General features: G+C 73.7%; 12 protein-coding genes and 1 tRNA gene. 6 read left to right on the top strand and 7 right to left on the bottom strand.

Translation table 11 applies throughout. The annotated features are described in order from the left end of the window. Positions 1 to 149: 149 nt before the first annotated feature. On the top strand, positions 150 to 488 hold the full coding sequence (locus EU555_RS16765) for a helix-turn-helix domain-containing protein (RefSeq protein ID WP_167858570.1): 339 nt from the start codon (positions 150 to 152) through the stop codon (positions 486 to 488). A 68-nt stretch (positions 489 to 556) separates the two neighbouring features. On the opposite strand, the gene EU555_RS36210 is transcribed toward EU555_RS16765, so the two are convergent. The 6 genes from EU555_RS36210 to EU555_RS16740 form a co-directional block, all read right to left on the bottom strand. After that, a complete protein-coding gene (locus tag EU555_RS36210) occupies positions 557 to 721 on the bottom strand; it encodes a hypothetical protein (RefSeq protein ID WP_167858569.1) in 165 nt (54 codons plus the stop codon). Positions 722 to 1,128: 407 nt separating this feature from the next. Continuing rightward, a tRNA-Gly gene (locus EU555_RS16760) sits at positions 1,129 to 1,202 on the bottom strand. Between the two features lie 72 nt (positions 1,203 to 1,274). Next, a complete protein-coding gene (locus EU555_RS16755) occupies positions 1,275 to 2,789 on the bottom strand; it encodes a M48 family metalloprotease (protein WP_135416051.1) in 1,515 nt (504 codons plus the stop codon). Positions 2,790 to 2,794: 5 nt separating this feature from the next. Beyond that, positions 2,795 to 3,589: a thermonuclease family protein gene (locus EU555_RS16750; protein WP_245524335.1), complete on the bottom strand. Its 795-nt coding sequence runs from the start codon at positions 3,587 to 3,589 to the stop codon at positions 2,795 to 2,797. 689 nt (positions 3,590 to 4,278) lie between these two features. Then, positions 4,279 to 4,458: a CsbD family protein gene (locus EU555_RS16745; RefSeq protein WP_135416049.1), complete on the bottom strand. Its 180-nt coding sequence runs from the start codon at positions 4,456 to 4,458 to the stop codon at positions 4,279 to 4,281. A gap of 836 nt (positions 4,459 to 5,294) precedes the next feature. Further along, entirely contained in the window at positions 5,295 to 5,675 is a 381-nt protein-coding gene (locus EU555_RS16740) for a hypothetical protein (RefSeq protein WP_135416047.1), read from the bottom strand. Positions 5,676 to 5,896: 221 nt separating this feature from the next. Here EU555_RS16740 and EU555_RS16735 point away from each other — a divergent pair, with 221 nt between their 5' ends. Beyond that, on the top strand, positions 5,897 to 7,852 hold the full coding sequence (locus EU555_RS16735; RefSeq protein ID WP_135416045.1) for an alpha/beta hydrolase domain-containing protein: 1,956 nt from the start codon (positions 5,897 to 5,899) through the stop codon (positions 7,850 to 7,852). A 395-nt stretch (positions 7,853 to 8,247) separates the two neighbouring features. Then, positions 8,248 to 8,613 carry a hypothetical protein gene (locus EU555_RS16730; protein ID WP_135416043.1) on the top strand — a complete coding sequence of 122 codons (366 nt, stop codon included), beginning with the start codon at positions 8,248 to 8,250 and terminating at the stop codon, positions 8,611 to 8,613. Positions 8,614 to 8,630: 17 nt separating this feature from the next. On the opposite strand, the gene EU555_RS36205 is transcribed toward EU555_RS16730, so the two are convergent. Continuing rightward, a complete protein-coding gene (locus EU555_RS36205; protein WP_167858563.1) occupies positions 8,631 to 8,780 on the bottom strand; it encodes a hypothetical protein in 150 nt (49 codons plus the stop codon). On the opposite strand from EU555_RS36205, the gene EU555_RS16725 reads away from it, so the two are divergent. From EU555_RS16725 to fhuF, 3 genes are all read left to right on the top strand, one after another. Continuing rightward, positions 8,779 to 9,717: an isoaspartyl peptidase/L-asparaginase family protein gene (locus EU555_RS16725; RefSeq protein WP_135416041.1), complete on the top strand. Its 939-nt coding sequence runs from the start codon at positions 8,779 to 8,781 to the stop codon at positions 9,715 to 9,717. The genes EU555_RS36205 and EU555_RS16725 overlap by 2 nt on opposite strands. A 176-nt stretch (positions 9,718 to 9,893) precedes the next feature. Then, complete coding sequence (locus tag EU555_RS16720; protein ID WP_135416039.1) at positions 9,894 to 11,132, top strand: MFS transporter; 1,239 nt, start codon at positions 9,894 to 9,896, stop codon at positions 11,130 to 11,132. Continuing rightward, entirely contained in the window at positions 11,129 to 11,842 is a 714-nt protein-coding gene (gene fhuF, locus EU555_RS16715) for a siderophore-iron reductase FhuF (protein WP_135416037.1), read from the top strand. Before EU555_RS16720 ends, fhuF begins: the two co-directional genes overlap by 4 nt. The last annotated feature ends 16 nt before the right edge of the window (positions 11,843 to 11,858 follow it).

Genomic DNA, 11,858 nt, shown 5'->3' with positions numbered 1-11,858 from the left:
AGGGCATGGCGCCGAAGCCGCCCTAGGCAACGGGTTGAGGGCGAACTCGCTCATGGCACCGCTCGCCGAATCGGGAGAGGCCGCGCGTGCCCGCCGAAGCGCTTCGACGCGGCGGCGTTGGTGATCGACCCTGTGGCGTTGGAGGAGCCGTGCCGGCCGCCCTGTCCGTGGAACTTCGTCGTCGCGTCGTTGCTGCGCTGGAAGCGGGCCTATCCGGCTGGCAAGCCGCCGAGCGGTTCGGCATCAGCCCAACGAGCGCCAGCCGCTGGCGTGCCCGGCTGAGCCGCCACGGCTCGCTGGCGGCAGACCCGATGGGAGGAGACCGTCGCTCGGCCGACCTCGAGGAGCATGCGTCGGATCTCCTCGACCAGGTCGCTCGGACGCCCGACCTGACCCTGGCTGCGATGAAGGGGCGTCTGTCGAGGCGTGGGATCAAGACGTCGCTCAGCGTGATCGCCCGCCTGCTCACGCGTCATGGCCTGACATAAAAAAGGGGGAGGAGAAGCAATCCTTGCAGTCGGGCATGCCGCGCGAGGATATCGATGCCCTGGAAGGGCTATGGGCGCAGCGCCGCCGTCCCCTCGCGGATGGCGGCCTCGACGACCGCGCCGATGCCGTCCGCCTCCGACCCGTGCTCGCGGATCTCGTGCAGGGCCACGGGCTCCCCGCCGCGGCGGACGACGACCGTCGAACGGTCCGGGCCGACCATGACGCGGACCACGACCTCCACGACCGAGCCGGCGCCGGGGCCGTCCTGCGGGGGGTAGAGGGGGCGCGTCGCTCATGCCGGCCCGGTGTCAGCTCGCGCAGGGACCGTCAACGGCGCTCGCGAACGTCCCCGGGGGCCGCCGCGGCGCTCCCGCCCTTGAGGTGCTCCGGCCGGACTAGGCGGCTGCCGGGGACCCTGACGCTGGCGGTCGACGGGCCGAGGATCGGCCTTGAATCGGAGCGCCGCAGGGGCGACGTCGCCGGGGTTCGACGAGCTATCCCCACGAATCGTACGGGCCCGGCAGCCAGGGCTGCATGTTGTGTCGATGTTGTATACGGGTGTTTTAGGCCCGAGCCGAAGCTGCGCGGGCACGGCCGCTAAGCGCCTGTCCAGGCTTCAGGAAAAGGCTCTGGGACAAGTGGAGCGGGTGAAGGGAATCGAACCCTCGTATTCAGCTTGGAAGGCTGCTGCTCTACCATTGAGCTACACCCGCGGCGGCAGCCCAGATAGCATGGTCGGCCGGGCTTGAGAAGCGGGGCGGCCGGTCCGCTCTCCGGGAACCGCGCTACTCCACCACCAGCTTGTAGGGTTGGCCCGCCCGCACCGGGACGCCCTTGTCGAGCCCGTTGAGGACCTGGAACCGCTCGAGCGGCCTGTCTCCCACCGTCATGCGCAGCGCCAGTCCCTCGGCGGTGTCGCCGGCGGCGGCGGTGACGACCTGGATGCGCAGGGGCTTGAGGGCGCGGGCCTCCTCCAGCGTCACCTGGGCGACGCTGGCGAGCCAGCGGGCGAAGGCGGGCTCCGGGTCGGCATTCCCCTTGGCCGCCATGATCATCCGGAAGGTGTTGGTGCTGATCCGGACGGCCGCGAGGCGGAAGAACCATTCCTTGCCCTTCGAGACCGCGGTCACCGCCGGGAAGCCGTTCAGCATCCGGTTCTCCACGCTGCCGGTCTCGATGGCGTCGTTCCAGGTCGCCTTCAGCACCTCCTCGAGCCCCTGGCCCGGATGGGTCTCGACGGCGTCGAAGAGCAGGCGGCGGTTGCCGTCCGGGGTGGTGCCGAGCACGGCCCGGGCGGTGTTGTCGAGCCCGAACCCCTCCGGCGCCTCGAAGGCGACGCCGAGCCGCGGGTGGATGAAGCGCCGGCCGCGGATCAGCCCGTCGGCGGGGTTGTCGCCGTAGGCGATGCCGTCGATCGCCGCGAGGTAGCGGTTGCGGTCGTCGACGCCGAGGCCCGGCGCCCCGATGCGCCGCGCGGCCTGGGTCACCTGGGTGATGCGCTCGGGCGTGCTCGGATGCGTCGCCAGCATGTCGGGCTCGGCGCCGAGCCCGGCGCCGACGCGCAAGGCCTGGGTGCGGTTGAGCGCGGTGAGGAAGCGGGCGGCGCCGAACGGGTCGTAGCCGGCCCGCGCCAGCGTGCGCACCCCGGCCTGGTCGGCCTCGAATTCCTGGGCGCGCGAGAAGCGGGCCAGTACGAAGCGGGACTGGTCCTGCAGCAGGGCGCCGGTCGCCGGGTCGTTGAGCACGTCGGCCACGACCTTGCTGACGAGCTCGGAGCGCAGGGCCATCTCGGTGCGGGCGCTGGCGTGGCGCAGCGTCACGTGGGCGATCTCGTGCGCCAGCACGGCGGCGAGCTCGGAGGTGTCGTCGGCGAGCGCGAGCAGCCCGCGGGTGACGTAGAGCCGGCCCGTCGGCAGCGCGAAGGCGTTGACCACCGGCGAGTCGAGCAGCGTCACCGCGTAGGTCTCGTCCGGCCGCTCCGTCGCCTTGACCAGGCGGTCGGTGACGTCGCTGACGAGGCGCAGGGCCGCCGGCGCCCGGTACTCGCCGCCGAACGAGGCCACGAGCTTGGCGTGGTCGGCGTCGTTGGCCGGCCGGTCGCGCCCGGTGGTGCGCGGCGCCTCCGGCGGCACCACGGCCGCAACCGGCGCCAGCGCGCCGGTCTGGTCGGCGGTGCAGGCGGCGGCGAGCAGGGCAAGAGCCGCAGCACGCCCAAGAGCCGCCGCACGCCCGAGCGCCGCCGCAGGCAGGAGTGCCGCGGCGAGGCCGGCCGGCTGTGTTCGCGTGAAAAGCCACCCCATGGCGATCAGCGCCGCTGCGCCTGCTCCTCGTCCAGCATCTCGATCATCTCGGCCGCGCCGATATCCAGGGTCGGCCAGCGCCACAGCTCGACGACGCCGCGAGCCCGCACGCGCCGCCCCCGAAGCGCGACAGCAGAGAAACCACGTTCGAGCATGATCCGCCAAGTGCGTTTCGACACCGTGACGGTCACACCTTCCTGGCCGAAAGGGGCGAAGTTGAGGTAGGTGCGGCGCTCGCGCTCGCCGACGCTGCGCACCCGGCCCTCCACCACGGCGAAGCGGCCCGCCATCCCGGAGAGCCGCGCCGCCTCCTCCACCGGCACCGGCGGCGATTCGGCCCAGAGGCCCCGCCCGGCGCGGCGCGCCGCGTCCTCGAGCGCCAGCAGCCCCGGGCGGCACAGGCTGTCGGCCTCCCCGGCATCGACCGGCGCCAGCCCGGCCGCCACGAGGCCCCCGGCGAGGTCGACCGGCTCGTCCTCCTGCGTCGCGGCATCGAGCGCGATTCGGCCCCAGCGGTCCGGCTCCGGCGCCTCGCGGGTGGCGAGCGGCCGGCCGGCGAACCCGGCGAGCCAGGCCCGCGCCGCCTCGGCCGCCGCCGGGTCGTCGGGCCAGCGCAGGCCGTCGAGGCGGGCCCGCCGCCCGGAGGCGAGGACGAGCTCGCCCCGCGCCGCCACCGAGTCGAGCCGGTCCTGCCCGGCGATCCGGCCCCGGCAGGCCGGCGGCTCGCGCGGGCGCGGGGCCCCGTCCGCCCCGCCGGCGAGGAGCGCGAGACCGAAGGCTGCCGCGACCCGTCCCCTCATGCCGGAAACCCGCCCCTCTGGATCCCATCGCCTCATGCGAGGTTGGCGGAACGCGGCCGGGATGGTAAGAGGCCTGCCGTGGGTCTCCGTAGCTCAGCTGGACAGAGCACAGGTTTCCTAAGCCGAATTGGGCGTCGCGCCGGGAAACCGCGCGGCGGATCCGCTCAAAGTCGGGGAAAGCGTCGAGCCGCCTTTCGCTCACGCCGATCCCGAGCCAAGCCCGGCCTGCCAGGCCGGGAAGGTGTAGAGACTAGACGGGCGGCACCTAAGGGCCTCTGCAGGGCATCTTGCGGGCCTACGGTGAAGGGATAGTCCAGACCACGAACGCCTCGCGGCGGCGGCGAAAGCCGAAGTGGGATGAAACCTGGGGTCGCAGGTTCGAGCCCTGCCGGGGACGCCACGCTTGGCCAGGCCGTTGCGCTGGCTGACAATCTGCTGGAATGAGTCCCTTGCGAGCCGCCGGTCCGGCAGACCTGCGGCATGGACGACATCTCACGTTCACAATCGCCACGGCGCGGACGGCGTCCGGCACATCATCGCAAAAAGGTGCTTCGGCTCGTCATGCCGGAATGGGAAACCTGATCCGTCAGAATGCGGGTTGGGTCTGCAATGCCTGACCCCTCAGGTTCAGCCGGGGCCCTCTCACGCGCCGCGATCCGACACGTGAGAGGGCGTCCTGCCATGTCGACTCACTTGCCCTTGAGGGCATCCTTCACGCTGCCTACGGCGTTCTGGACCTTGCCCTTGACTTGATCGACAATGCCCTCGTTCTTGAGCTTCTCGTCACCTGTGAGGTTGCCCGCGCCTTCTTTGATCTTGCCGCCCAAATTCGTGGCGGAGCCCTCAACGCGGTCCTTATCGACTGCCATGTCGTGCTCCTGCTTTTGTCTGCTCCCCATGCGGGGGGTCACCGTGCAAACGAAGATCTAACCCGAAGCGTTCCGGCGGGCCTGAGGCAATCCGGCCGGCCGGCGCCGGACAGCCTCGTGCCCTCACGCGCAGCCGGGTCATTCAATTCGCGCATGGAGGCGGGGCGGCGGCGTATTGATTCACAAGCCTGGTTCCAGCCAGGCGCAGCTGCCTGCCGGGTATGCCGCTCAATTCTGACCCATCACCGGGCACTCGCCCTCGCGGCGACGGGCTTTATCAATGAGTCCTTGGGCTGACCGATTCTGTCCGGTGTCTTCGGCCAGTCGATCGTGGACGGCCCGAATCGCATCGGCGCGGCGTCCGGGTCCCGTTCTGATCCAGCCAGCCGTGGACCGATCCCGAGACGATCCGGCGCGCGGACACTCGCATTTCGTTAACCACCCGAACGGCCGCACCGCCCGGAGCAGGAGTCTGGGTCGAGCGCGACGTCGGGCTCGCCAATTCCAGCTTGAGCGTTGCCCTGAGTCCTCACTCCTGCCTTGTTTGGGGCGCCTCGTGCCGGACGAACCCGCCGCGGCGCCGCCGCGGCGCGCAGCCATCCCAGCGAGGCAGTCGCGTGCGTTTCATCAGCATCTTCGGGGCGCTCCTCTCGGTCGCCCTCGTCCTCACGGTCGGCGGCTTGTGCACCCTCGTGGCGGCGCCGTTCCGGGCGCTCCGGCGCGCCTGAGGCGCACGAAGCCCGCTCATCATACTCCCCCCGGGCTCGTGCCGCACAGCGAAGCGGCCTCGGACCGGGGGCGGATACTGCGCGGTGGGGCTCGCCCGAAGGCGTCGCCTACACGGTGGCGCGGGCGAGCCAGATCGCGGCCGAGAGGCCGATGCCCGCCACCCCGATGAACCCGACATACAAGGCGAGCGTCGGGTCGACGTGATTGTGCGCGTAGCCGGGCTTGCGCGGCGACAGGCGCCAGCGCTCCTTGATCTCGGCGAAGCGGGCCCGCGCGATGTCCTTCGGCGAGAGGGCATTGCCGCCCGCCTCCTCGCAGGTGCCGAGCATCGCCATCCCGGGATCGAACACCTCGACCTTGTCCCCGCTGCGGCCGGAATCGATGTCGCCCTTGAGCATCGCGGTGTTCGGGCGCGGCGCCTCGACGGGTGCGGGCGTGTCGCCGCGCTGCGCCGAGAGATGCGGGGGGACGTCGGTGGCGAAGCTCATGGGTGCGTGATCCTGATCGATGCGAGGACGCCTCGCGGTCTGGTGTGACGACGCGCGCCCGCGCCCGAAGTTCGCCGCGCGTCCGGCCCCACCCTGCGGCACAGCAGCCGACCGCCTCCGGCGCCGAGGCGCCACGCCGACGACGCCGGTTCACAGCGCCGCCGCGCGCTTCTAGGGTCGCGCCGGAAGGGGCCCGGACGTGGCCCCGCGGAGGATGCGACATGACGAGGATGGGGAGGGCTGCGGCCCTGGCGCTGCTCGGGGGCGGCGTCATCGCCGGGGCGGCCGAGGCCGAGGTGACGCGGTTCGAGACCGTGTCGGTCGAGCGGCCGGCGCTGCAGGGCCGCCGCTTCGGCGAGCGCGGCACGGCGGAGAAGATCACCGGGCGGGCGACCATCGCCCTCGATCCCGCCGATCCCCACAACGCCATCATCGCCGACATCGCGCTCGCGCCCCGCAACGCCGAGGGCCGGGTCGAGGCGGTGGCCGACGTGGTGGTGCTGCGGCCGGAGCGCCCCAACGGCCTGCTCCTCGTCGAGATCCCCAACCGCGGCCGCAAGCTGATGGGCCCGCTCTTCGAGGGCTCCTCGACCGAGGCCTCGGGCCGGCTCGCGCAGGCGGACGATGCGGGGCGGGGCTTCCTGCTGTCGCGGGGCTACACCCTGGCCTGGATCGGCTGGCAGGGCGACATCGCCCCGGGTGCCGGCATGGGCATCCGCCTGCCGGTGCTCCAGGGCGTCACCGGCCCGTCCCGCGAGGAATGGGTGTTCGACCATACGAAATCCCCGGTCACCGCGACGCTGACCTGGCCGGCGGCCGACCTCGACCCGGCGAAGGCCGTCCTCACCGTGCGGGCGAAGCCCGAGGACCCGCGGGCGACGCCGCCGGGCCTGTCGTTCCGCTACCGCGACGCGAAGACGATCGAGATCACGCGGCCCGAGGGGTTCGACGGCAGCGCCCTCTACGAGCTGCGCTACACCGCCCGCGACCCGGCCGTGATGGGCCTCGGCCTCGCGGCGATCCGCGACGTCGCGACCTTCCTGCGCCACGATGCCGGCCCGCAGAATCCCCTGGCGCGGGACGGAAGCAGCGGCATCGACCGGGCGATCGGGTTCGGCGTCTCGCAATCGGGCCGGGTCCTGCGCGACGTGCTCTATCTCGGCCTCAACGAGGACGAGCGCGGCCGGATGGTGTTCGACGGGATGATGCCGCACATCGCCGGCAGCCGGCGCAGCTTCACCAATGCCCGCTTCGCCCAGCCGGGCCGCAACCCGGCGCCGCATCTCGACCGCTACTACCCGGCCGACCAGTTCCCCTTCGCCTACGCGACGACGACCGACGCCCTGACGGGCCGGCGCGACGGCCTGTTCCTGCGCTGCCGGCTCGGCAATACCTGCCCGCGGCTGATGCATGTCGACAGCGAGTACGAGATGTGGGGCTCCCGCGGCGCCCTGGTGACCACCGACACCCGCGGCGCTCATGTCGCCCAGCCGCCGGAGGTCCGGGCCTACATGATCACCGGCGCGCCGCACTTCGCCGCCCCCGACGCCGTGACGACGCGCGAGCCCGGCTGCGCCCTGCCGGTGAGCCCGGTCCATGCCGGGGCGTCGGCCCGCGCGCTCATCACCGCGCTCGAGGCCTGGATCACCGACGGGGTCGAGCCGCCGGAGAGCCGCTATCCCTCGCGGGCCGACGGCACGCTGGGGCCGGCCGCCCATCTCTACCCGCCGATCCCCGGGCTCCCCTATACCGGTCTCTACAACCCGGCCCAGTGGGTCGAGCCCGGGGCCGGACCCGGCGACCCGCCGGTGGTGCGCGGCACCTACCCGCTGCTGCTGCCGAAGGTCGATCCCGACGGCAACACCCTGGCGGGCATCCGCCTGCCGCTGATCGAGGTGCCGCGGGCGACCTACACCGCCTGGAACCCGACCCGCGGCATCGCCGCCGAGACCCTGTGCAACCAGAAGGCCGGCGTGCTCCCCTTCCCCGACACGAAGGCCGCCGCCAGGGCCGCCAACGACCCGCGGCCCTCGATCGAGGAGCGCTACCCGACGCCGGGCGCCTACGCGGCGGCCGTGAAGGCGGCGGCCGACCGGATGGTCGCCGAGCGCACGCTGCTGCCCGCCGATGCCGAGGAGATGAGCGCCGCGGCGGCGGAAGGGCAGCTGGTGCGCTGACCGCCCGGAACCACGCCCCACGGGACCCGCGAGCGGCCTCGCGGGTTCCCGCGGGCCGTGAAGGCGGCGGCCGACCGGATGGTCGCCGAGCGCACGCTGCTGCCCGCCGATGCCGAGGAGATGAGCGCCGCGGCGGCGGAAGGGCAGCTGGTGCGCTGACCGCCCGGAACCACGCCCCACGGGACCCGCGAGCGGCCTCGCGGGTTCCCGCGGGCCGTGAAGGCGGCGGCCGACCGGATGGTCGCCGAGCGCACGCTGCTGCCCGCCGATGCCGAGGAGATGAGCGCCGCGGCGGCGGAAGGGCAGCTGGTGCGCTGACCGCCCGGAACCACGCCCCACGGGACCCGCGAGCGGCCTCGCGGGTTCCCGCTCCGGACAGGCAGGACGGATACGCCATGGTCGCCAAGCTCGTCGAACTCGTCCGGGAGGCCGCGGCGGGTGCCCGCGGCATCGCCCGGAGCTACCCGGCGGGCTGCAGCGCCGACGCGCTGCCCTGGGCGGTCATCAAGGGCTTCGACGACGCCGTGCGCGGCCATGTCGAGCGCGATCCCCGGATCGAGGACGGGCGCGACCAGGTCCTGATCGCCGCCGTGAACCTCGCCGAGGCGGGATCTATCGAGGAGGACGCGCCGGAGCGCGCGCGCCTGGTCAAGGCGATCAACGACCTCGAATGGGTGACGCTGAGCCGCGGCATCGCCAACCGCGCCGCGGCGGCGCTCGGCTACGGCGAGGCGGGGCAGCGGCTCCGGGATGCGGGGTGACGCGGCCGGAAAACCTGTCACAGCAGGTCCTGGATCCGGATCGGCAGGTCGCGGATGCGCCAGCCCGTCGCGTGGCCGACCGCGTTGGCGATCGCCTCGCCGAGGCCCTTGATGCCGGTGACGCTGCCTCCACCCGAATCATCCCGCGACCCGGATCCTGACGCCATGACCGAATCCCGTCCCGTCCTCGTCATCCACGGCGGCGCCGGCACGATCGCGCGGGCCGACCCCGCCGCCGAGGCGCCCTATCACGACGCCCTGGCGGCGATCCTGGCGGCGGGCGAGCGGTGCCTGGCGGAGGGCGGCAGCGCCCTCGCGGCAGTCGGCCTCGCGGTCGACCTCCTGGAGGAATGCCCGCTGTTCAATGCCGGCCACGGCGCGGTCTTCACCAGCGCCGGCACGCACGAGCTCGACGCCGCGATCATGGACGGCGCGACCCTGCGCGCCGGCGCCGTCGCGGGCCTGACCCGGGTGCGCCGGCCCGGCCGGGCCGCCCGCGCGGTGATGGACGAGGGCACGCACGTCCTCCTCGCCGGGGCCGGGGCCGAGGATTTCTGCCGCCGGCACGGGCTCGAGATGGTCGCGCCGGACTTCTTCTCGACCGAGGAGCGCCGGCGCCAGCTCGCGGCGGCGCAGGCGGAGGGGCGGGTCAGCCTCGACCACGACGGGTCGGCGCCCCTCGGCGAGCGCCACAAGTTCGGCACCGTCGGGGCCGTCGCGCTCGACCGCCACGGCCATCTCGCGGCCCTGACCTCGACCGGCGGCATGACCAACAAGCGGCCGGGCCGCATCGGCGATTCGCCGCTGATCGGCGCCGGCACCTACGCCGACGACCGCACCGCGGCGGTGTCCTGCACCGGCACCGGCGAGGTCTTCATCCGCGCCGCCGCCGCCCACGACGTCTGCGCCCGCATGGCCTATGCGGGCCTCGACCTCGCGACCGCCGCCGAGGCAGTGGTGCGGGACGCGCTCACGCCGCTGGGCGGCGAGGGCGGCCTGATCGCGGTCGATGTGCGCGGGCGGGTCGCCATGCCGTTCAACACCGCCGGCATGTATCGCGGCCTCGTCCGGCCCGGCGACGCGCCCATGACGGCGATCTTCTGACGCGACGCCGCGTCCCCGAGGGCGCCGCGCGGGCAAGGGGCGGCTTGAATGCCCGGGCGCGCTCCCGTAAGGCATTAAGTCACTGTCACGCAAAGCAGAATTAGTGTGATTCCAAACTACGCTCTCGCGGCGGCACGGCACGCCGCGGCTCGTCCCGGCGCCGGGCCTCGCGCGCGGTGACGCAGGCCCTCGCGCCCCGCGACGCGCGCAGCATCCTCTCCGCCCTGCGCCCGCTCGCCCCGTTCTTCTGCCTCTACGTGACCTTCGGGGCGACGCTCGGCTTCCTGTCCGGCGGCGCGCCGCTGATCCTGCGGGCGCGCGGCCTCGACCTCGCCGAGGTCGGGCTGTTGCAGCTCATCAACCTGCCGGTCGGGCTCACCTTCCTGTGGGCGGCCCTGCTCGACCGGGTGCGGCTGCCCTTCCTCGGGCACCGCCTCGGCTGGATCGTCGCGGCGCAGGGCGCCACGGTGGCGCTCCTCGCAACCTTGAGCCTCGGCGAGCACTGGCCGCTCGCCGCGCTGCTGGTCCTCGCCATCGCGACCTGCGCCTGCAGCGCCACCATGGACATCGCCCTCGAGGCGCTCGTCGTCGAGACGGTGCCGGCGGAGCGGCGGGCCTTCGTCGCCTCGGCCAAGCTCTGCGGCGCCTCGCTCGGCGGCATCCTGGGCGTCGGCGTCCTGGTCGGCTCCTACGACGCGCTCGGCTGGCCGGCGGCGCTCCTCGCCTGCGCGGGCCTCGACGCGCTCTGCCTCCTGCCGATCCTCGCCTATCCGGAGGCGCGGCTGCGGGGTCTTGGCGGCGCGCCGGAAAGCTGGTCCGGGTCGTTCGGGCGCCTGCGCGCCCTCGTCGGCCGCATCGCGGCGCTCGGCGCCTACTTCGCCGCCGCCTACCTGCTGGCCGGCCCCAACACCCTGGCGCTCCTCGACCTCGGGGTGCCGCTCGGCCGGGTCGGGTTCCTCACCGGCACGATCCTGCCGGCGGTCAACCTGGCGATGGCCCTGATGGCCGGCGGCCTGGCGGCCCGCTTCGGCACCGTGCGGCTGATCCTGCTCGGCGGGATCGGGGTGCTGGCCTCCGGCGGCCTGATGGCGGCGGCCTGCGCCATTCGCGCCGAGGGGCTGGCCGTGACCGCCACGATCCTGAACTACGTCTTCGGCGGCTTCCTCGGGGTGCCGGTGTTCAACATGATCTATCGCTGGGCAGAAGGACCGCGGCCCGCCACCGATTACGCGCTCCTGTTCGGCGCCGCCTTCTTCGCGGCGATGCCGCTCCGGGTCGCCGCCCCGGCGCTCGCCGCCCTGGCCGGCTGGCCCGCCTACTTCGCCGCCGCGATGCCGCTCTACGCCGCGGCGCTCGCCTGGCTCGCCCTCGTGGTCGCCCGCACGAGGCGGGCCGACCGGGCGGGCCTCCGATGATCCAGGACGTCGTGTCCCGCGTCCCGGATTCCCTCGGCGCCTACCGGGAGGGCGTGGCCGCCGGCCCCGGCGGGCCGGGGGCGACGCCCCTCGTCGCGCTGCGCGACCCCGCCGTGTTCGAGGCCACGCTCGCGGCCTTCGGGGCCGGGCTCGGGGTCTGCCCCGGCGCGGTCGACCGGCGCGCCCTCGTCTCCTACTGGAGCCAGTTCTACCTCGCGCCGCTCGCGACCCCCGTGATGACGGCGCTCGTGCGCCTGCGGCGGCCGCTGCCGCTCGCCTTCGCGACGACGAGCCTCGAGCTCGACGCGGCGGGCCGCCCCGCCCGGTTCCTGGTGCCGCAGGAGATCGAGCATGAGGATCGTCCCGCCGGGCTCGCGGGCCTCGTCGAGGACCACCTGCGGCCCTTCGTCGAGCTGTGCCGGGAGCAGTGCGGCATCGCCCCCCGGGTGATCTGGGGCAACGCCGCGGTGATCCTCGACTACGTCGCGCGCCAGCTCGGCGAGCCCGAGACGCTGGCCTGCCCGGAGGTCGCGGCCTGCCTCGGCTGGTGCGGCGGTCCGCCCTGCGCCCGCAGCCCGCTCGCCCAGGCCCTGTGCGGCGCCCGCCGTCGCACCTGCTGCCTGCGGCAGCGCCTGCCGGGGGTGGCGTCCTGCGGACCGCTCTGCCCGGTGAAGGAGAGCGGGGCGTGCTGCGGGGCCGGCGCCGCGTGAGCGGGAGCCGCCGCGC

Source organism: Methylobacterium nonmethylotrophicum (assembly GCF_004745635.1).
Classification (GTDB): domain Bacteria; phylum Pseudomonadota; class Alphaproteobacteria; order Rhizobiales; family Beijerinckiaceae; genus Methylobacterium; species Methylobacterium nonmethylotrophicum.
This window is presented reverse-complemented; position numbering and strand designations above follow the sequence as displayed.

What these genes read in the sequence shown, in the direction of transcription:
- EU555_RS16755 (WP_135416051.1), bottom strand. Translation starts at nt 2,789, where the DNA reads ATGGGGTGGCTTTTCACGCGAACACAGCCGGCCGGCCTCGCCGCGGCA.
- EU555_RS16750 (WP_245524335.1), bottom strand. Translation starts at nt 3,589, where the DNA reads ATGAGGGGACGGGTCGCGGCAGCCTTCGGTCTCGCGCTCCTCGCCGGC.
- EU555_RS16745 (WP_135416049.1), bottom strand. Translation starts at nt 4,458, where the DNA reads ATGGCAGTCGATAAGGACCGCGTTGAGGGCTCCGCCACGAATTTGGGC.
- EU555_RS16740 (WP_135416047.1), bottom strand. Translation starts at nt 5,675, where the DNA reads ATGAGCTTCGCCACCGACGTCCCCCCGCATCTCTCGGCGCAGCGCGGC.
- EU555_RS16735 (WP_135416045.1), top strand. Translation starts at nt 5,897, where the DNA reads ATGACGAGGATGGGGAGGGCTGCGGCCCTGGCGCTGCTCGGGGGCGGC.
- EU555_RS16730 (WP_135416043.1), top strand. Translation starts at nt 8,248, where the DNA reads ATGGTCGCCAAGCTCGTCGAACTCGTCCGGGAGGCCGCGGCGGGTGCC.
- EU555_RS16725 (WP_135416041.1), top strand. Translation starts at nt 8,779, where the DNA reads ATGACCGAATCCCGTCCCGTCCTCGTCATCCACGGCGGCGCCGGCACG.
- EU555_RS36205 (WP_167858563.1), bottom strand. Translation starts at nt 8,780, where the DNA reads ATGGCGTCAGGATCCGGGTCGCGGGATGATTCGGGTGGAGGCAGCGTC.
- fhuF (WP_135416037.1), top strand. Translation starts at nt 11,129, where the DNA reads ATGATCCAGGACGTCGTGTCCCGCGTCCCGGATTCCCTCGGCGCCTAC.